19 protein-coding genes are annotated in these 19,211 nt (G+C 71.9%); 11 read left to right on the plus strand and 8 right to left on the minus strand.

Going from position 1 to position 19,211, the window contains the following annotated elements; all coding sequences use genetic code 11:
• Window positions 1-7: 7 nt before the first annotated feature.
• The 3 genes from rsmA to rsmI form a co-directional block, all read right to left on the minus strand.
• Entirely contained in the window at window positions 8-862 is an 855-nt protein-coding gene (gene rsmA / locus QM779_RS09160) for a 16S rRNA (adenine(1518)-N(6)/adenine(1519)-N(6))-dimethyltransferase RsmA (protein ID WP_428534419.1), read from the minus strand.
• The gene (locus QM779_RS09165) at window positions 859-1,719 is read right to left on the minus strand and encodes a TatD family hydrolase (protein ID WP_428534421.1); all 861 of its coding nucleotides are present in this window, start codon (window positions 1,717-1,719) and stop codon (window positions 859-861) included. The genes rsmA and QM779_RS09165 overlap by 4 nt, the downstream gene beginning before the upstream one ends.
• Window positions 1,720-1,905: 186 nt before the next feature.
• Entirely contained in the window at window positions 1,906-2,757 is an 852-nt protein-coding gene (rsmI, locus tag QM779_RS09170) for a 16S rRNA (cytidine(1402)-2'-O)-methyltransferase (protein ID WP_428538381.1), read from the minus strand.
• A 310-nt stretch (window positions 2,758-3,067) separates the two neighbouring features.
• On the opposite strand from rsmI, the gene QM779_RS09175 reads away from it, so the two are divergent.
• Window positions 3,068-4,585, plus strand: a complete 1,518-nt coding sequence (locus QM779_RS09175) for a dolichyl-phosphate-mannose--protein mannosyltransferase (protein WP_428538384.1) — start codon at window positions 3,068-3,070, stop codon at window positions 4,583-4,585.
• Window positions 4,586-4,966: 381 nt separating this feature from the next.
• Window positions 4,967-6,370 carry a uracil-xanthine permease family protein gene (locus QM779_RS09180; protein ID WP_428534423.1) on the plus strand — a complete coding sequence of 468 codons (1,404 nt, stop codon included), beginning with the start codon at window positions 4,967-4,969 and terminating at the stop codon, window positions 6,368-6,370.
• 71 nt (window positions 6,371-6,441) lie between these two features.
• Here the strand turns inward: QM779_RS09180 and QM779_RS09185 are convergent, their stop codons facing one another.
• Window positions 6,442-7,077, minus strand: coding sequence for a pyridoxamine 5'-phosphate oxidase family protein (locus QM779_RS09185; protein ID WP_428534425.1), 636 nt, complete (start codon window positions 7,075-7,077; stop codon window positions 6,442-6,444).
• Between the two features lie 102 nt (window positions 7,078-7,179).
• Here QM779_RS09185 and QM779_RS09190 point away from each other — a divergent pair, with 102 nt between their 5' ends.
• The 3 genes from QM779_RS09190 (at window position 7,180) to ppk2 (ending at window position 9,173) form a co-directional block, all read left to right on the plus strand.
• Window positions 7,180-7,860, plus strand: a complete 681-nt coding sequence (locus QM779_RS09190) for an AzlC family ABC transporter permease (RefSeq protein WP_428534427.1) — start codon at window positions 7,180-7,182, stop codon at window positions 7,858-7,860.
• A 61-nt stretch (window positions 7,861-7,921) separates the two neighbouring features.
• A complete protein-coding gene (locus tag QM779_RS09195) occupies window positions 7,922-8,242 on the plus strand; it encodes an AzlD domain-containing protein (protein WP_428534429.1) in 321 nt (106 codons plus the stop codon).
• A 40-nt stretch (window positions 8,243-8,282) separates the two neighbouring features.
• On the plus strand, window positions 8,283-9,173 hold the full coding sequence (gene ppk2, locus QM779_RS09200; RefSeq protein ID WP_428534431.1) for a polyphosphate kinase 2: 891 nt from the start codon (window positions 8,283-8,285) through the stop codon (window positions 9,171-9,173).
• 222 nt (window positions 9,174-9,395) lie between these two features.
• Here the strand turns inward: ppk2 and QM779_RS09205 are convergent, their stop codons facing one another.
• The 3 genes from QM779_RS09205 to QM779_RS09215 all read right to left on the minus strand — a co-directional run bounded on the left by QM779_RS09205 (window position 9,396) and on the right by QM779_RS09215 (window position 12,810).
• Window positions 9,396-9,926 (minus strand): hypothetical protein, encoded by a 531-nt coding sequence (locus QM779_RS09205; protein WP_428534433.1) that lies wholly within the window; start codon window positions 9,924-9,926, stop codon window positions 9,396-9,398.
• A 305-nt stretch (window positions 9,927-10,231) separates the two neighbouring features.
• Window positions 10,232-12,175 carry an acyl-CoA dehydrogenase gene (locus QM779_RS09210; protein ID WP_428534435.1) on the minus strand — a complete coding sequence of 648 codons (1,944 nt, stop codon included), beginning with the start codon at window positions 12,173-12,175 and terminating at the stop codon, window positions 10,232-10,234.
• On the minus strand, window positions 12,175-12,810 hold the full coding sequence (locus tag QM779_RS09215; RefSeq protein ID WP_428534437.1) for a TetR/AcrR family transcriptional regulator: 636 nt from the start codon (window positions 12,808-12,810) through the stop codon (window positions 12,175-12,177). Before QM779_RS09215 ends, QM779_RS09210 begins: the two co-directional genes overlap by 1 nt.
• 68 nt (window positions 12,811-12,878) lie before the next feature.
• Here QM779_RS09215 and QM779_RS09220 point away from each other — a divergent pair, with 68 nt between their 5' ends.
• The 3 genes from QM779_RS09220 to QM779_RS09230 are packed head-to-tail and all read left to right on the plus strand — an operon-like array spanning window position 12,879 to window position 16,398.
• Complete coding sequence (locus QM779_RS09220) at window positions 12,879-14,147, plus strand: acetyl-CoA C-acetyltransferase (RefSeq protein ID WP_428534439.1); 1,269 nt, start codon at window positions 12,879-12,881, stop codon at window positions 14,145-14,147.
• Window positions 14,147-15,544: a 3-oxoacyl-ACP reductase gene (locus QM779_RS09225; protein ID WP_428534441.1), complete on the plus strand. Its 1,398-nt coding sequence runs from the start codon at window positions 14,147-14,149 to the stop codon at window positions 15,542-15,544. The genes QM779_RS09220 and QM779_RS09225 overlap by 1 nt, the downstream gene beginning before the upstream one ends.
• Window positions 15,541-16,398: a MaoC/PaaZ C-terminal domain-containing protein gene (locus tag QM779_RS09230; protein ID WP_428534443.1), complete on the plus strand. Its 858-nt coding sequence runs from the start codon at window positions 15,541-15,543 to the stop codon at window positions 16,396-16,398. Before QM779_RS09225 ends, QM779_RS09230 begins: the two co-directional genes overlap by 4 nt.
• 85 nt (window positions 16,399-16,483) lie before the next feature.
• Here the strand turns inward: QM779_RS09230 and QM779_RS09235 are convergent, their stop codons facing one another.
• Window positions 16,484-17,053, minus strand: a complete 570-nt coding sequence (locus QM779_RS09235; protein ID WP_428534445.1) for a hypothetical protein — start codon at window positions 17,051-17,053, stop codon at window positions 16,484-16,486.
• Between the two features lie 59 nt (window positions 17,054-17,112).
• On the opposite strand from QM779_RS09235, the gene QM779_RS09240 reads away from it, so the two are divergent.
• The 3 genes from QM779_RS09240 to QM779_RS09250 all read left to right on the plus strand — a co-directional run bounded on the left by QM779_RS09240 (window position 17,113) and on the right by QM779_RS09250 (window position 18,966).
• Window positions 17,113-18,048, plus strand: coding sequence for a diacylglycerol/lipid kinase family protein (locus QM779_RS09240; RefSeq protein ID WP_428534447.1), 936 nt, complete (start codon window positions 17,113-17,115; stop codon window positions 18,046-18,048).
• Window positions 18,049-18,258: 210 nt separating this feature from the next.
• Complete coding sequence (locus QM779_RS09245) at window positions 18,259-18,462, plus strand: cold-shock protein (protein ID WP_415154382.1); 204 nt, start codon at window positions 18,259-18,261, stop codon at window positions 18,460-18,462.
• An 84-nt stretch (window positions 18,463-18,546) separates the two neighbouring features.
• Window positions 18,547-18,966: an HIT family protein gene (locus tag QM779_RS09250; RefSeq protein ID WP_428534449.1), complete on the plus strand. Its 420-nt coding sequence runs from the start codon at window positions 18,547-18,549 to the stop codon at window positions 18,964-18,966.
• Window positions 18,967-19,211: the final 245 nt, after the last annotated feature.

Here is a 19,211-nt window from a genome sequence, read left to right on the forward strand (position 1 = left end):
CGCGAGGCTATCCCACCTGCCGCTCGCGGGCTTCCGCGATCCTCACGAAATCGGCCACGCCCAGCACCTCGCCGCGGGCCTGCGGATCGACCCCCGCCGCCTCCAGCGCCGCGGACGCCTGCGCCGACGACCCGAACGTCCCCGCCAGCGCGGAGCGCAGCATCTTGCGGCGCTGGGCGAACGCCGCGTCCACCACGGCGAACACCTCCTGGCGCGACGCACGGGTCGCGGGCGGCTCCCTGCGGACGAGCTCGACGAGGCCGGAATCGACGTTCGGCACCGGCCAGAACACGGTCGGGGGGACGCTGCCCACCCGCCGCGCTGCGCAGTACCACGCGAGCTTCACCGAGGGGATGCCGTAGGTCTTGGAGCCGGGCGTCGCGACCAGCCGGTCGGCCACCTCCGACTGGACCATCACCAGCCCGCCCCGGATCGTCGGGAACCGGGCGAGGACGTGCAGCAGCACCGGCACGCTGACGTTGTACGGCAGGTTCGCGACGACCAGCGTCGGTTGCGGGTCGGGCAGGGTGTCGACGCCGAGCGCGTCCGCCTCGATCACCCGCAGCCGGTCGGCGCGCTCCGGCATCCGCTCGGCGACCGTCCGCGGGAGGCGGTCGGCCAGGCTGTGCTCGATCTCCACAGCCACGACGTCGGCGGCCACCTCCAGCAACCCGAGCGTCAGCGAGCCGAGCCCGGGGCCGATCTCCAGCACGACATCGTCAGGACGCACCCCCGCCGCGGCGACGATCCGGCGCACGGTGTTCGCGTCGTGGACGAAGTTCTGGCCGCGCTGCTTGGTCGGACGCAGGTCGAGCTCCGCGGCGAGCTCGCGAATCGTCCGCGGATCGAGCAGGCCGCTCATCGCGTCCCCCACTCCCCGAACAGGGCGGACGCGTTGGCCGCCAGCTGCGCACAGAGCCCGGCGAGGTCCTCGCGCCTGCGCTCGGCGATAAACCGGACGGTGTGCGGCAGCAGGTAGCTGGAGTTCGGCCGGCCGCGGAAGGGCATCGGGGTGAGGTACGGCGCGTCCGTCTCGACCAGGAGTCGGTCGGACGGGGTCACATCCAGCGCCTCCCGCAGGGACTCGTTGGGCGTGAAGGTGACCGTGCCGGGGAACGACAGCCAGTAGCCGCGGTCGAGGCATTGCCGCGCGAAGTCGGCGTCCCCGGAGAAGCAGTGCAGCTGCACGCGGTCGGGCGCCCCCTCCGCGTCGAGGACGTCGAGGATGTCGGCGTGCGCGTCCCTGTCGTGGATGACCAGGGCGAGGTCGTGCTGCTTCGCCCACGCGATGTGGGCGGCGAAGGACTCCTTCTGAAGCGCGCGGGCGGCGGCGTCCTTGGTGCGGAAGTAGTCGAGCCCGGTCTCCCCCACCCCGCGGACGCGGTCGGAGGACCCGACCAGCGCCTCGAGCCGTTCCAGTTCTGCGCCGAGACGATCGCCGAGCCGGGCGGCGTCGTTGGGATGGATCGCGACCGCGGCGACCACCTCGGGGTGCTCCTGCGCGACCTCGATGGCCGCGGCGGAGGACGCGACGTCGGTGCCCACCTCGACCAGCCGGGACACGTTGACCGCGGCGGCCATCGCGAGCGCGTCCGCGACGGACAGCCCGCTGTACTCCACGACGCTCAGCGCGTGGGTGTGCGCGTCCGTCGTGGGCGCGGGCAACGCCTCCGGGGAAACCGGCAGCTCGTCCTTCAATGAACTACGCGAGCCACCCATGCGGCGCTCCTTCCACAGACGGCGCCCCTTCGTGACGCGCTCGCTCGTCCCTCGCGAGCGCTCCTCAGGGAGCGTTGGAGAAAGGACCCGTCCATTGGGCGTCGACGCAAACGGTCCCTGAGGAGCCGTGCGGCGAGGAACGAGCCGGACGGCGTCATGAAGGGCCGCCGCCACGACTCCACGACCTCAGCCATGACGCGTCCCGCGGGCCTCGAGGGCGGCGGCGTAGAGGGCCTTCCGCGCGACCCCGGACTCGGCGGCGACGGCCGCCACCGCGGCGGAGAACGGCTCCCCGGAGGCGGTCCGTTCGAGCACGAGCGGCACCGCGTCCGCCACCGACAGCAGGGACGCCTCCGCACCGGCCACGACGACCGTGATCTCGCCGCGCACCCCGTCGGCCGCCCACTCCGCGAGCTCGGCGAGGGAGCCCCGGCGGGTCTCCTCCCAGGTCTTGGTGAGCTCGCGGCTGACCGAGCCGCGGCGGTCGTCGCCGAAGGCCGCGCGCGCGTCCGCCAGGAACTCCGCCAATCGGTGCGGCGCCTCGAAGAACACCATCGTGCGGGATTCGGACGCGAGCTCGGCCAGCCGCCGGCGCCGCTCCCCGCCCTTGCGGGGCAGGAACCCCTCGAAGCAGAAGCGGTCGGTCGGCAGCCCGGACAGGGCGAGCGCGACCAGGACCGCGGAGGGCCCGGGCACGACCCGGACGTCCCGGCCGGCCTCGACGGCCGCAGCGACCACGCGGTACCCGGGGTCGGACACAGTCGGCATGCCGGCGTCGGAGACGACCAGCACGGTCCGCCCCTCCTCGAGCGCACCGAGCAGCCCGCCGACCCGCGACGCCTCGTTCCCGTCGAAGTAGGAGACCACCCGGGCCGAGGTCGTGATGCCGAGCCGGGACAGCAACCCGTGCAGGCGGCGGGTGTCCTCCGCGGCGATCACGTCCGCGGTCGCCAACGCATCGCGCAGGGCCGGTGAGGCGTCGTCGAGGTTCCCGATGGGGGTGCCGGCCAGAACCAGCAGTCCCGCCTCCCGCGTCACGTCCACCCGTGCAGTATTCCTGATTCCCGGCGCGCGCGGTCGGCCCCGACCGGCGTCCGCCTAGGATGACCGCGTGACGGAAGCGGAGTGGGGTGACGGTGGACGCGTCGCGTCCGGCGACCCGAGGGATCCCGAGGGGCCGGTGAGCACCGGGAACAGCATCTCCCCGCTCGACTGGGACGAACCCGACCCGGACGCGGAGGCGGCCGTGCCCGCGCCCGCGTCCCCGGCGCCCTGGCGACGGTTGCGAAGGCCCACCGACCACGACGAACTGAGCACGATCGAACGCCTGCGGGACGGCCAGGCCGCGCTGCGGGACAAGGTCGCCGGTTGGGTGGTGACGCTGAGCATCACCGCGATCGCGTTCGTGATCCGGTTCGTGAACATCGCCTACCCGAACAAGCTCGTCTTCGACGAGACGTACTACCCCAAGGACGCCTGGACGCTGTGGAAGTACGGCTACGAGAAGCAGTGGCCGAGCGACGCCAACGGCTCGATCGTCGCCGGCAACGTGGACGTCTACAAGGACGCGGCCGAGTTCGTGGTGCACCCGCCGGTCGGCAAGTGGTTGATCGGGGTCGGCGAGCAGCTGTTCGGGATGAACTCGTTCGGCTGGCGGTTCTCCTCGCTGGTGTTCGGGACGCTGCTGGTGTTCATGACGATCCGGATGGCGCGGCGGCTGTCCCGCTCGACGCTGATCGGCGGCATCGCCGGCGTCCTGCTCACCCTGGACGGACTCGCCTTCGTGATGTCCCGGATCGGGCTGCTGGACATCTTCCAGTCGTTCTTCCTGGTCGCCGCGGTCGCCTGCGTGGTGGCCGACCGCGACTGGTACCGCGGGAAGCTGGCCGACCACCTCGAGCGGCTCGGCCAGCCGGACTTCGGGGGCCGCTTCGGGCCGATCGTGTGGTGGCGTCCGTGGCGGTTGCTGGCCGGCCTGATGTTCGGCCTCGCGCTGGGCACGAAGTGGAATTCGGTGTTCGTCCTCGCGTCCATGGGCGTCCTGAGCGTGCTGTGGGACGTGGGCGCGCGGCGCCTGGCCGGTGCGGACTGGCGGGCCTGGCAGGCGCTGCTGATCGACGGCATCCCCGCGTTCATCCGGCTCGTCGTGGTCTCTGCGATCGTCTACGTCGCGTCCTGGGCGGGCTGGCTGCTGACGACCGGCGGCTACGACCGCGACTGGGGGGTGAAGCACCCCGACAGCCCGTGGACGATCCACCTGGGCGAGATGTGGGCCTCGTTCCTGAAGGTCCACCAGGACATCTACAACTTCCACACCGGCAGCTACATCAGGGAGCAGACCCACCCGTACGACGCGCACCCGATCGGGTGGTTGATCATGGCGCGGCCGACCGGGGTGGACGCCGTCAACGACATCAAGCCGGGCGTGGACGGGTGCATGGCCACCGGGGACGCGACCTGCATCCGGGTGATCTCCGCGATGGGGACGCCGGTGCTGTGGTGGATGGCCTTCATCGCGCTCTTCGTCGGCCTGATCTGGTGGATCGCCGGCCGGGACTGGCGCTTCGGCGTCCCGATCATCGCGGCGATGTCGACCTACCTGCCGTGGTTCCCCAACGCCGATCGCCCGGTGTTCTTCTTCTACGCGATCTGCATCATCCCGTTCACGGTGACGATCCTCGCCATGGTCTTCGGGCTGATCCTCGGCCCGGCGAACGGCCCCCACCGAAGACGCGGCGCGATCATCGTCGGCGTCGCGATGGCGCTCGTAGCACTGAACTTCGCCTACATCTACCCCGTGCTGACCGACCAGCTCATGCTCTACAAGGACTGGCTCGCCCGGATGTGGCTGCGCTCCTGGATCTGACGGGTTCTTGGGGCACGGGCCGTGGCGCCGCCCTACGACGTCCACACGCAGACCCCACTGACGCGGAGATCCCGGGTCAAGCCCGGGATGACAGGAGGGCAGCGCGGAGATCCCCGGTCAAGCCCGGGATGACGTGGCGGAAAGTACACGCCAAGTCGGGGCCCTTCGTGACGGCGGCGGCACCCACGCTGCCCCGCCGAGGAGATCGGGGTTCGAGTTCGGCGGCCACGTCGCACGCCGTCCTCACCAAGGGAACAGTCCCCTCATTCTGGCGGGCGGGAGGACCTCACCGCGCGCCATCTCACAAGATTCCGGAGCCGGTCCGTCGGCGTCCCCGCGACCAATAGAGTGCGCTGGACCTGCTCGGCAGAAGGGGATCACATGGCCATCTGGAAGCTTCACGGTGACGGGACGATCCGGCCCGGGGCGGTGGTGAAACCCGACGAACGGCTCGGCTGGGGCAAGATGTTCGGCCTCGGCGCACAGCACGTCGTCGCCATGTTCGGGGCCACGTTCCTCGTTCCACTGATCACCGGTTTCCCGATCCCCGCGACCCTGTTCTTCAGCGGCGTCGGCACGATCGTCTTCCTGCTGATCACCGGCAACCGGCTGCCGAGCTACCTCGGCTCGTCGTTCGCGTTCATCTCCCCCGTGCTCGCGTCGAAGGCCGGCGGCGACATCGGCAAGGCGTTGTTCGGGATCATGCTCACCGGCATCCTGCTGGCGATCGTCGGCGCGGTCGTGCACCTGGCCGGGTCGAAGTGGATCGACACGCTGATGCCGCCGGTGATGACCGGCACGATCGTGATGCTGATCGGCTTCAACCTCGCCAGCGCCGCGTGGCAGAGCAGCGCGCAGAGCGTCCCGCTCGACGCGTCCGGCGCCTGCCTCCCCGACGCGTCCACGGGTTGCCAGATCAAGACCACGGTCACCGGCGGTTTCGCCGCCGCGCCGCTCACCGGCTGGATCACGATCCTCGCGATCGTGCTGATCACCGTCCTGTTCAAGGGCCTGATCGGACGCCTGTCGATCCTCCTCGGCGTCGTCGTCGGCTACATCGCCGCGCTCGCCCAGGGCCAGGTCGACTTCGCGGCCGTCGGCTCGGCCGACTGGATCGGCCTGCCGCACTTCCAGCTGCCGACGCCCGACTTCAACGTCGCCGCGCTGTTCCTTCCGGTCGTCCTCGTCCTGATCGCTGAGAACGTCGGGCACGTGAAGTCGGTGTCGCTGATGACCGGCCACAACTACGACAAGACGATGGGACGCGCGCTGCTGGCCGACGGCGTCGCCACGACGCTCGCGGGCTTCGGCGGCGGCTCCGGCACGACCACCTACGCAGAGAACATCGGCGTGATGGCCGCGACCAAGGTGTACTCGACCGCGCTGTACTGGATCGCCGGCTCCATCGCGATCGTGCTGTCGTTCATCCCGAAGTTCGGCCAGGCGATCGCGACGATCCCCGCCGGCGTGATCGGCGCGGCGGGCACCGTCCTGTACGGCATGATCGGCCTGCTCGGCGCCCGGATCTGGATCGACAACAAGGTGGCGTTCACCAACCCGGTGAACCTGATCCCGGCCGCCATCGGCCTGATCATGGGCATCGCGAACTTCACGTTCACGTTCGGCTCGATGACGTTCGGCGGCGTGACCGTCGGCACGGTCACGGCGCTGGTGCTCTACCACCTGATGCGGTCGATCGCGAAGGCCCGCGGCACCGACGTCCTCGAGGACACCGCCGAGGACGGCCCCACCTTCCCCGACTACGAGCCCGACGCCCTGCGCTGAGGCCGCATGGAACACAGCGTCCCGGGAAGGTCGATGACGACCCTCCCGGGACGTTGTGGCGTGATGATGGCTCAGCGGGTGGCCAGGCGGCGGATGGACGGCGGAACGTCGATCCCCGCACGCAGGTCGGGACTCGGGACCGGCTCGCCGTAGCCGGAGACGAGCGGCACGACGCCCGCCCACGCGTCGCCGGCGACGTCGGCATCCGCGTCCTGGGCGAAGTCGTCGGAGCGCTTCAGCGACCACACGTCGATCGGCAGCGCGAGCACCATCGTGGCCGCGAGTTCCTTGCTCGTGCTCGGACGGATCTCGGCGGTCCGGCCCGGCAGCACCCGCTCGGTGAACACGTCCAGCGCGCGGGCGGCCTCGTCCGCGGTCAGTGCCGTGCAGGTGCCGAAAAGGCAGGCGCTGCGGTACTGCATGCCCGACTCGAACGCCGACCGCGCGACCGTGAGCGCATCCAGCGCCGTCACCGTGACGCAGACCGGCGTGCCCGCGGCCAGCGCCCGCATCCACCGCGAGCCGGTCGAGCCGTGGAACAGCAGCCGGTCGCCGTCGCGCGCGAACCCGGTGGGGATGACCAGCGGTCCGTCCTCGAGGCTGAGCCCGATGTGCGCGACCAGCACCTCGTCCAGCAGGGCATCCAGGTCGGCCCGCTCTGTGGCCAGGCGTTCGGCCATCCGGGTCGGGGTCAGCGTGCGGCTCATGGCTCGATCCTGCCGCACCGGCGCCGGCTTGTCAGAGCAGCGGGCGCTCGGGCCGCTGAGATTCCGACGAGCAGGCGGGAACGGGGGCGCTAGCGTGGGCCGGTGCTGTCCCGCCTCACCCCCGCCGTCCGGATGGGCCTGTCGATCGCCCTGGCCGTCGGGGTCTACGGGATCTCCTTCGGCGCGCTCTCGGTCACGGCGGGCCTGAACGTCTGGCAGACCTGCGCGCTGAGCGCCCTGATGTTCACCGGCGGCTCGCAGTTCGCGTTCATCGGCGTGATCGGGGGCGGCGGGACGGGCGCGGCGGCCTGGGCTGCGGCCACGCTGCTCGGCGTCCGCAACGGCATCTACGGGATGCAGCTGAAAGCGCTCATCCGGCCCCCGGCGAAGCTGATCCCGCTGATGGCGCAGCTGACCATCGACGAGTCGACGGCCACCGCCACCGCGCAGGAGGACCACGACGAGCGCGTCCGCGGCTTCTGGACGGCCGGCGTCGGCGTCTACGTGATGTGGAACACCTTCACCCTGATCGGCGCGCTCGCCGGCAACGCGATCGGCGACCCCGGCCAGTGGGGTCTGGACGGCGCGGCTGTCGCCGCGTTCCTCGGCCTGCTGTGGCCGCGCCTGCACGGACGCGACCCGGTCGCGATCGCAGTGATCGCCGCGGCCGCGACCCTGATCGCGCTGCCGCTGGTGCCGCCGGGCATCCCCGTCCTGATCGCCGCGGCGGTGACCGCTGCGTGGTGGGCGTGGCGACGGCAGCGGACGGCGGTGGCCGGATGACCACTTCGACGGCCACTCGGATGGCCACCCCCCACGACCCCCCTCCCCTCCCCTCCTCCGGATGCCCCCGATGAGCCTGTGGGGGTGGGTGCTGCTCGCGTGCGCGGCGTCCTACGTGATCAAGCTGGCCGGGTACCTGCTCCCCCAGCGGCTGCTGGACCGCCCGGTCGTCCACGCGCTGGCCGGCGCACTGACGGTGGGACTGCTCGCGTCCCTCACGGTCATGAACACGGTCGGCAAGGGGCAGGCGATCGCCCCCGACTCGCGCCTGCTCTCGCTGGCCGCCGGCGCGCTCGCGCTGAAGCTGAAGGCCCCCTACATCGTGGTCGTGATCGCGGGCGCCGTGGCCGCGGCGATCGGACGGCGCTGCGGGCTTCCCTGAGTTCGCCCCCGCGTTCATCCGACTGTGGTACTGCTCTGCCATGAGCATGTCGCTGCGCGAGCACATCGACGCCCTCCGCGAGTCCGGCTACACCGTCCGGGCCGACTCCGGCGACGACCCCGTCCTGATCGCCCCGGACGGGAGCGCCGTCGAGACGTGGCGCGAGAACTACCCGTACGACGATCTGCTGTCGCGCGAGGAGTACGAGGCCCAGAAGTACCTACTCCAGGTCGAGCTGCTGAAGCTGCAGTACTGGTGCCAGGACAACGACGAGAAGCACGTCATCGTGTTCGAGGGACGCGACGCCGCCGGCAAGGGCGGAACGATCAAGCGCTTCGTCGAGCACCTCAACCCCCGGGCGGCCAGGGTCGTCGCGCTCACCAGACCGACCGCCACCGAGCTCGGGCAGTGGTACTTCCAGCGCTACGTCGCGCACCTGCCGACGTCGGGCGAGATGGTGCTGTTCGACCGCTCCTGGTACAACCGGGGCGGCGTCGAGCGGGTGATGGGCTTCTGCACGGACGCTCAGTACTGGACGTTCATGCACCAGGCGCCGGTGTTCGAGCAGATGCTCAGCGACGCCGGCGTTCACGTCACCAAGCTGTGGTTCTCGGTGACCAGGCAGGAGCAGCGGACGCGGTTCGCGATCAGGCAGATCGACCCGGTGCGGCGCTGGAAGCTCTCCCCGATGGACCTGGAGAGCCTCGACCGCTGGGACGACTACACCGAGGCCAAGGAGCAGGTGTTCCTGCACACCGACACCGACGCCGCGCCGTGGCACACGATCAAGAGCAACGACAAGAAGCGTGCCCGGCTGAACGCGATGCGCCTGTTCCTCGGCCTGTTCGACTACGAGGGCAAGGACGCGGCGATCGTCGGCGAGCCCGACCCGCTGCTGGTCTCCCGCGGCAGGGAGGCCGTCGGCGACTGAGACCGGCCATCCCGTCCGGTGACCGCGAGGTTTCCCGGGTTATGGGGACGGTGCCGAGCCTCGCTCGGCGTGACCGCGAGGTTGCCCGGCTTATGGGCGGGCGGGCCCCGCCCATAAGCCGGGAAAAGTCGCTGTCTCCCGGACGCCGTCGGCGCACCCCGGCGATAACCCGGGCAACGTCGCGGTCAGCCGAAGCCAAGGACTCGGAGGAAGCGCGGACGCCTAGGTCAGCAGCTCGTCGGGCTGCCGTTCCTCGTCGTCGGCGATGTCGGTTCGGGTGAGCGCGAGGTCACGTGGGTGGTGCCGCAGCAGCAGGATCCCGCCGAGCACCAGCGCGATCACCGCGAGGGCGTCGATGCCGAGGTTGGTCCACAGCCGGACCTCGACCCGTCCCAGGTAGGCGGGATCGCCGGCGTCCATACCCGCCAGGCCGAACAGGTCGAGCCGCCGGTCGACTAGCCACCAGCCCCAGTGCAGCACCATGCCGATCGTGACGGTCGCCACCCCTCGTGCCCACAGCGGTCTGTGCAGCCAGAGGCCGACCACGAGCCCGCCGAGGACCGCGAGACCCAGCACGAGTTCCACCCAGCCGAGCACGGAGAGCGTGAGGACGATGCCGTCGGAACCCACCTCGTCCACGAGGGCGGCGGAGAGCCAGAGGTTCACCACCCACACCAGGACCAGGCACAGTGCTTGCGCGATCGCCGCGGTGGCCACCACGAGGCGGAGCCACCTCGAGAACCGCGCTGTCATGAACCCATCCTGCGTCATCCCCCGGCGTGTCGCGAAACCGGGACCGCCGGCCCGGCGCCGCCTCTCCGGTCCCTCACCCGCGAGCACCCACCCGGAGATCCCGGGTCAAGCCCGGGATGACAAGGCCGGGGGGGAGGGCCCACCACCGGAACGGTCCCTGAGGAGCGGCCGCGAGGAACGAGCGGACGCGTCACGAAGGGCCGCCGTCACCACTGTGGCGCGAAACCGGGGACGGTTCTGGTTTCGCGCCAACCCGTTCCTTGGCGCGAAACAGGAACCGCCCCGATGACGCGCCAGAACGGGACCTACTCCAGGAAAGTGGCGCCCAGCCAGGACTCCGGGATGCCGAGGCCCTCGACGAGGGCGAGGGCGTCCGGACGCAGCTCGCCGCACAGCGCGGACAGCTGGGCGCCGATGGCCTTCGCCCGTCCGGTGGTGATCCGGTTGTGCTCGATGAACCACGCGCGGTCGTCGTTGATGCTGCTCAGCGCGTACAGGCTGCACAGCCGCTGCAGGACGGCCTTCGCCGCCGGGTCCGTGCACGCCTCGATGCCGGCGATGAACGCCTCCAGCAGCACCCGCTCCAGGTGCGCCTTCGCGACGAACAGCATGTGGTCGCCAAGCCGGTTCACCGCGTCGAAGTCCTTGCTGGACGCGCGCCGCATCCGGCGAGCCAGTGACTCCAGCGCGTGCCGCTCGCGCTCCTCGAACAGGTACGCGTGCCAGCCCCGGTCGACCAGCGCCAGCTCATCGGGACGCCGCCGCGCGGTCGCCACGAGCCGGTCGACCAGCAGGTTCGCCGCCGTCCGCTCGAGCATCGTCCCTCCGACCATGCGCGCGGTGGCCTGCACCATGCCGACCCGGTCGAGGTCGCCCCAGACCTGCTTGTAGTCGGTCAGCAGCGCCTTGGCGACCAGCTGCAGCAGGACGGTGTTGTCGCCCTCGAAGGTCGCGAACACGTCCGCGTCCGCCCGCAGCCCGACGAGCCGGTTCTCGGCCATGTAGCCGGCGCCGCCGCACGCCTCGCGGCACTCCTGGATGGTGTCGTTCGCGAACCGGGTGGCGGTGGCCTTCAGCCCTGCGGCCATCGTCTCCAGCTGCCGCTGCTCGCGCTCGGTGTGCGCTCCCCCGCCCTGGATGTGCACCAGCGCGGCGGTCAGCTCGTTCTGGGCGAACCCCAGCGCGTAGGCGCGGGCGATCCCGGGCAGCAGCCGCCGCTGGTGGATCAGGTAGTCCATCAGCACCACGCCGTCCGGGTGCCCCGGCGCGGCGAACTGGCGCCGCTTCAGGGCGTACCGGGTGGCGATGGACAGCGCCCGCCGGGCAGCGACGCCACCCCCGGCCGCGATGCACACCCGCCCGCGCACCAGCGTCCCCAGCATCGTGAAGAAGCGCCGGTTGGGGTTGTCGATCGGCGAGCTGTAGCGGCCCTCGGCGTCCACGCCGCCGTAGCGGTCCAGCAGCATCTCCCTGGGCACGCGCACCCGGTCGAACCGGAGCATGCCGTTGTCGACCCCGAGCAGTCCGCCCTTGCCCCCGTGGTCGAACGAGGTCACGCCAGGCAGGTCCGCGCCGTCCTCGTCCCTGATCGGCACCAGCACCGCGTGCACGCCGTGGTTCTTGCCACGCACCAGCAGCTGGCCGAACACCACCGCCATCTCGCCGTCGCGCGCCGCGTTGCCGATGTAGGCCTTCGTGGCCTCCGGGGTCTCCGACCGCACCTCGTACTCGTCGGTCTCGGGGATGTAGGTGATCGTGGTCTCCAGCCCGGACACGTCCGAGCCGTGCCCCAGCTCGGTCATCGCGTAGCAGCCGAGCAGCTTCATGGACGTGATGTCGGGCAGGAACGTGTCGTGGTGCCAGCGGGTGCCCAGGTTGGTGACCGCGCCGCCGAACAGCCCCCACTGCACCCCGGACTTGATCAGCGTCGACAGGTCGCCGTGCGCGAGCATCTCGAAGGTGATCACCGCCGCGGCGGGATCGGCCACGTCGTCGGCGTTGCGGGGGACGCCGGCCGAGCCGAAGCCCGCGTCCGACAGCTCGGTCAGCCGGTTCAGCACCCAGTCCCGCGCCTCGTCGATGCCCTGGTCGGGGTCGCGCAGCAGGTGTTCGGACGGGAACGCCGCTCGCGCCTGCGCCCTGCGATCGGCCAGCGGGCCGTCCAGCGCGGTGCACAGGGCCGCGCCCAGTCCGGGGGACGGGGACGTGTCCGGCGCGCTCGTCGTCGAGGCGTCCAGCACCTGGGTCATCACAACTCCTGTCGTTGGGGGACGGCGGCCAGCCCCGTGGCCAGCGCCGGGGAGAAGAAGGCGTCGAGGTGGGCGAGCACCTCGGTCCGGGGCACGCGCGGTTCCGCGGCCATCCACGAGTCGGCGGCCGCGCGGATGAACCCGACCAGCCCGTGCCCCCACGTGGGCGCGCAGGACGGGTCCTGGCCGCGGCGGGTCAGGTGGTCAGCGATGGCCGCGCTGACGTGCTCGCCCATCAACTCGGGCAGCCCGCCGTACGGGTCGACGGAGGACGCGTCCGGCGGGGTGAGCAGGAACCGGTAGATCTCCGGGTCCCGCTCGACCAGCGTGAGGTAGGCGTCGGCGAGGTCGTGCGCGAGGACGGGCAGGTCGCCCGGGTCGGTGAGCTGCAGTGCCGCGCTGAGGTCGTGGTGGATGAACGCGTGGACGTTCGCGACGACCGCCGCGTACAGCCCCGCGCGGTCGCCGAAGTGCCGGTAGATGACGGTCTTGGACGTGCCCGCCTGGGCGGCGATCTCGTCCATGCCCACGCCCGCCCCGTGCCGGCGGATCGCGCGGAGGGCGTCCTCGACCAGCTGGCGGCGCCGGGTCTCCCTGTGCTCGGCCCAGCGGGTGTCGCGTCCATCGGTGGTCACGACGCCCACACTACCCGGTACTGCCCGTACCTGCTACCCTCGGTATCGGGTAAATCCAAGGAGGATCGATGCAGCTCCCGCGCAGCGCCGTGATCGTCGGCGGCAACCGGACGCCGTTCGCCAAGGCGGGCGGCGCGTACGCGTCCGCCAGCAACGCCGACCTGCTCACGGCGGCCCTCGACGGGCTGGTCGCCCGGTTCGGGCTGGCCGGCCAGACCGTGGACGAGGTCGCGGCGGGGGCGGTGCTCAAGCACGCGCGCGACTTCAACCTGACTCGCGAGGCCGTGCTGTCGTCCGCGCTCTCCCCCACCACCCCTGCCGTCGACCTGCAGCAGGCGTGCGGGACGGGGCTGGAGACCGTGGTCTACATCGCGAACAAGATCGCGCTGGGCCAGGCAGACGTCGGGATCGGTGGCGGCGTCGACTCCGCGTCCGACGCCCCGATCGCGGTCAGCGAGGGACTGCGAAGGGCGCTGCTGGCCGCCAACCGGGCGAAGACGCTGCCCGCGCGGCTGCAGGCGTTCGCGTCCATCCGTCCATCCCACCTCGCGCCCGTGGCGCCCCAGGTGGTCGAGCCGCGGACGGGGCTGTCGATGGGCCAGCACCAGGCGCGGACCACGGCGGCCTGGGAAATCAGCAGGGAGGCGCAGGACGAGCTCTCTGCCGCGTCCCACCGCCACCTCACCGCGGCGTGGGACAGTGGCTTCTTCGACGACCTCGTCACCCCGTACCTGGGCGTGGCGAGGGACAACATCCTGCGTCCGGACACCTCGGTGGAGAAGCTGGCCGCACTCAAGCCGGTCTTCGGCGACACCATGACAGCCGGCAACTCAACCGCCCTCACCGACGGGGCCGCGGTCGTCCTGCTGGCCGAGCAGGCCTGGGCGGAGGCGCGCGGCCTGCCGGCGCTGGCGCGGGTGGTGGACGCCCAGGTCGCGGCCGTCGACCACGCCGCCGGTGACGACCTGCTGCTGGCCCCCGCCCACGCGGTCGCCCGCCTGCTGGCGCGGCAGGGCATGGCGCTGGGCGACTTCGACCTGTACGAGCTGCACGAGGCGTTCGCGTCCACCGTGCTGGCGACGCTGGCCGCCTGGGAGTCGGCGGACTTCTGCCGGGACGCGCTCGGCCTGGCCGCGCCGCTCGGCGCGATCGACCGCGCGCGGCTGAACGTGAACGGTTCCTCGCTGGCGGCCGGGCATCCCTTCGCCGCGACGGGCGGACGCATCGTCGCCTCGCTGGCGAAGCTGCTCCACGAGCGCGGCGCGGGAGCGCGCGGGCTGGTGTCGATCTGTGCGGCCGGCGGCCAGGGCGTCGTCGCGATCCTGGAGGCGGTGTGATGGCGAGCATGCTCGAGAAGGCGTTCTACTCCCGGGGCGGCCAGGCGGTGGCCGCGAAGCTCGGTCTGCCCGAGCCGCCCGTGCTGCGGCGGGGCCGGACGCTCCCCGAGGGTCCGGTCGCGCTGGCCGCCCTGGCCGGTTCGACCCTGGTCGCGGAGACGCTGGACCTGCTCGGCGTGGCGGCCACCCCGGCGCTGCTGGACGACGGGCCGGAGCCGCCCACCTATCCTTCCCGGATCGGCGCGGTCGTCGTCGATGCGCGCGGCCTGAGCCGGATCGACGAGCTGGAGGGGCTGCGGGCGGCGCTGCGTCCGGCGCTGCGGGCACTCGAGGCGTCCGGGCGCGTGGTCGTGGTCGCTGACGCGCAGGCGGAGGGCCTGGAGCCGCGGGCCGTCCACCAGGCGCTCGACGGCATCGTCCGCACGGTCGGCAAGGAGCTGCGCCGCGGGGCGACCGCGAATCTGGTCTTCGTCGAGCCCGGCGTGGTCGCCGCGGACCTCGCGTCCACCCTCTCTTTCCTGCTGGAGGGCCGCTCGGCGTTCGTCGACGGCCAGGCCTGGACGGTGGCTGCCGCCGGAACCGAAACGGTCCCTGAGGAGCTTCTGGGCGAGGAACGAGCCAAGAAGCGTCACGAAGGGACGCCGGCGCCGCTGCGCGACCGGATCGTCGTGGTCACCGGCGCCGCCCGCGGCATCGGCGCGCAGATCGCAACCGTGGCCGCCCGGGACGGCGCGACCGTCGTCTGCGTGGACATGCCGGCTGCCGGGGAGGCGCTGGCCGCCCTGGCGAACCGCCTGCACGGGACCGCGCTGCAGCTGGACATCACCGCGGCCGACGCGGGCGAGCGGATCGCCGCGCACGTCACGTCCCGGTACGGCGCGGACGCCCGCATCCACGGCATCATCCACAACGCCGGGATCACCCGCGACAAGCTGCTGGTGAACACCGACGCGAAGCGCTGGGCGCAGGTGCTCCAGGTGAACCTCGCTGCTGAGCTGCGGATCAACCCCGTCCTGCTCGACGGCCGCCCCGGTGGGCTGGCCGATGGCGGCCGGATCGTCGGGATCGCGTCCACCTCCGGCATCGCGGGGAATCGCGGGCAGGCGAACTACGCGGCGTCCAAGGCGGGCGTGGTCGGGCTCGTCCGGGCGCTGGCCCCCGAGCTGGCCGGGCGCGGGATCACCGTGAACGCGGTGGCGCCGGGCTTCATCGAGACCGACATGACGGCGAAGATCCCGTTCGTGCAGCGCGAGGTGTTCCGACGCACGAACAGCCTCGGGCAGGGTGGGCAGCCGGTGGACGTCGCGGAGACGATCTGCTGGTTCCTCGACCCGGCCAGCGGCGGGGTCACCGGCCAGGTAGTGAGGGTGTGCGGGCAGAACCTGGTCGGCCAGTGAGTGACGCGGACGTCGAACTGCTGCCGGCGCTGCCCGCGCTGGGGCCGCTGTTCGCGAAGACGCTGGTGCCGAGCCTCGACCGCGGCCCTGCGCGCGTCCCGTCGCGCACCGCGCTGGTCAGGGGCGTCACCCAGGACGTGGCGCGGCTCAGCGACTACGACCGGGTGTGCGGTTTCGCGGTCCGGGACCGCGTGCCGCCGACCTGGCTGCACGTGCTGGCGTTCCCTCTGCACGTCCACCTGCTGTCGGGGCCGGAGTCGACCATCCGGCTCGCCGGGGCCGTGCACGTGACGAACCGGATGCGGCTGCACCGCCCGGTCGCCGTGTCGGAGAGCCTCGACGTCTCGGTGCGGATCGAGAACCTGCGTCCTCACAAGCGGGGGGCGCTGCTCGACCTGGTCGCCGCGGTGCGGGTGGCCGACGAGGTGGTCTGGGACGGGGTGAGCACCTACCTCGCGCAGGGCGCGTCCGTGCCGGGTGAGCCGGAAGCGACCGCGCGCGAGGAGTTCGTCCCGCGTCCGCCGATCGCGACCTGGCGGCTGCCGGCCGACCTCGGCAGGGAGTACCGGCGGGTGGCCGGCGACCCGAACCCGATCCACACCAGCCGGGTGGCAGCGCGGGCGTTCGGGTTCTCGCGTCCGATCATCCACGGCATGTGGACGCACGCCCGCCTGCTCGCCGCCCTCGAACCCCGGCTGCCGGAGGCGTACTCGGTCGAGGTCGCGTTCACCCGCCCGATCCTGCTCCCCTCCACGGTGGGCGCCTGGTGGCGCAGGGACCCCGACGCGTGGCGCGCGGCCGTCACCACCGCCGACGGCGCCAAGCCGCACCTGACCGCGTCCGTCGGCGCGTAATCGGGGACGGTTCTACCTCCACGCCACCGACCTGGTTGGCGCGTAACGAGAACCGTCCCCGGTTACGCGCCAGCGGTGTGAGGGATCAGGGCTGGAGGGCTCGGGCGAGGGCGTCCAGCCTGCGCTCGACGGCGGCCAGGCGGCCGGCGAGGTCGGCGGACGCGGGCGCGCCGGACGCCTCGGCGGACGCGAGCGCCCCGGACGCGGCTTCGGACGCGGGGGCGCTGGGCACCGCGGCCGCAGGTTCCCCGACCTCCGTCCGGCTCCCCGCCACGCGATGGCTACGGGCGAACTTCACCCAGCCGATCCCGATCGTGACGGCGAGGGCCGCGGCGACGACGATGAAGCGGAGCACGCTCCGGTCGGTCGTGACCGTGACGCCGACCGCGTAGACCATGGTGAACACGCCGCCGAGCAGGACGCCGTTCGACAGCACGCCCTGCGCCTCGGGGAGCATCAGGGAGATCACCAGCAGCACGGTCGCGCAGACCAGCAGGATGATGCCGGTGGTCAGCCGCCAGTTCGGGTAGCCCTCGCCCGTGCCCGTCCACTCCGGCTCGGGGTAGAACGTGTTCACCCCGATCCCCACGAAGGCCACCACGACGAGGCCGAGGAAGAACGCGAAGATCACCTGCAGGGCGTTGTTGGTCCGCATGGCCAGACCATAGGAGGGCCGGGCCCATCGGCGCCACCGGCCCGGCGTAGAGTGCGCGCATGGATGCGGCGACCCGATCGGCACCGGCGTCATGGGCCGTCGTGCTGAACCCGTCCAAGTTCGACGATCCCGCCCGCGTCCGGGACGACGTCGCCCGCCTGTGTGGCGACCACGGCTGGCCCGAGCCGACCTGGTACGAGACCACCGTCGAGGATCCCGGCGAGGGCCAGGCCCGAGAGGCCGTCGAGGCCGGCGCGGAGCTCGTCTGCCCCCTCGGCGGCGACGGGACGGTGCGCGCGGTCGCCAGCGGCCTGCTCGGCTCCGGCCTGCCGATGGGCCTCCTCCCCGGCGGGACGGGCAACCTGCTCGCGCGGAACCTCTCCCTTCCCGTCGACGATCTGGACGCCGCGCTCGCCGTCGCGATGACGGGCTCCGACCTCGCTGTCGACGTCGGTGAGGTCGTGTGGGACGACGAGGAGCCGGCGGTCTTCCTCGTCGCCGCCGGCATGGGCCTCGACGCGGAGATGATGGCGGCCGTCGACCCACGGCTGAAGAAGCGGGTCGGCTGGCTGGCGTACGCGTTGTCCGGGGTCGGAGCCCTGTTCCGACTCGGTTTCGGCGTCCGGGTGCGGGCCGACCGCCAGCGCGCGGTCAGCCAGCACGCGCGAACGGTGATGGTCGCCAACTGCGGCGAGCTCGCCGGCGGGCTCCAGCTGATTCCCGACGCGCGGGTGGACGACGGCCTGCTCGACACCATTCTCGCGACCCCGCGCTCGATCTCCGCCTGGGTCGCGATCGCCCTCCACGTGCTGTCCGTGCACCGGCGCGGCCATCCCTCGCTCGTCCACCTCACCTCGGAGCGGGTCGACATCGTCACGAAAGCGCCTGTCGAGGCCCAATTGGACGGGGACGCCGTCGGCCGGCGCACGCGGATGTCGTGCTCGGTGCGTCCCGCTGCGCTCACCGTCCGGGTGGCTCCACAGGGCGCCGATTGAGGCCGGAGCAGTCCGCCGTGGGCGAACTGGCGCCACGCTCGGCGGACGCACCTGTTCCGCGCAGGGCACGCACCCGCTAATGTAGCGCCTGTAGTCGCTGTACCGGCTCGCATCCCCAAGCCGGGAATGCGGGCGAACTCCTTCGGGGGGTGCGGGGACGACACGCGGTTCCGGAAGGCGGCGCCGCACGCATCAAGAAGGAGTTTGTGCATGGCCACCGGCACTGTGAAGTGGTTCAACGCCGAGAAGGGCTTCGGTTTCATCGCCCCGGACGGCGGCGGCCCCGATGTCTTCGCCCACTACAGCGCGATTCAGTCCTCCGGGTTCCGCTCCCTCGAGGAGAACCAGAAGGTCGAGTTCGAGATCACCCAGGGCCCCAAGGGCCCGCAGGCCTCGAACATCTCCCCGCTCTGACGTAGAGACCGACGGCCCCCTCGCTCCGGCGAGGGGGCCGTCGGCGTTCTCGGGTTCGTCGCTACCGGGTGCGAGAATCCCGGCATGGCCACGGACGTCTTCTGCCAGATCATCGACGGCGAGCTCAGCACCCACGAGGTGTGGCGCGACGACCGGGTCGTCGCGTTCCTCGACCACCGTCCGGTGTTCAAGGGCCATGTCCTCGTCGTCCCCACCCGCCACGTCGAGACCCTGCTGGACCTTCCCGGCGACCTGATGCAGCCCCTGTTCACCGTCGCGCAGCGGATCGCACGCGCCATGACGCCGGCGTTCGGCGCCGAGGGCACGTTCGTCGCCCTGAACAACGTGGTCAGCCAGTCGGTGCCGCACCTCCACGTCCACGTCGTCCCCCGCACCAAGGGGGACGGGCTGCGCGGCTTCTTCTGGCCGCGGACCCGTTACGCGGCGGGCGAGGAGGCCGACCACGCCGAGCGGCTGCGAGCGGCACTGGCGGTGCCCGACTGACACCCCTCGCGGGGGACCTCCCCGGTCACCCTTTTGGGGCCTTACTCGGGCAAGGACCGCCGTGAGACGCTCATTGCGCATTCTCGGGAGGGGTCCTACACAATGCGCCAACCGCTGCGCCGGCTCGCAGCCCTGCTCACCCGCGTGTTCGCGGTGACGGGGCCACGACGGCCACTCGCCGTCCCGGTCCGGGCGGTGGGCAGCGCTGTGACACCCCCTTCCTGGGACGCACCCGTGACGTACTT

Origin of the sequence: Propionicimonas sp., from assembly GCF_049840635.1 — a bacterium.
Lineage (GTDB): Bacteria > Actinomycetota > Actinomycetes > Propionibacteriales > Propionibacteriaceae > Propionicimonas.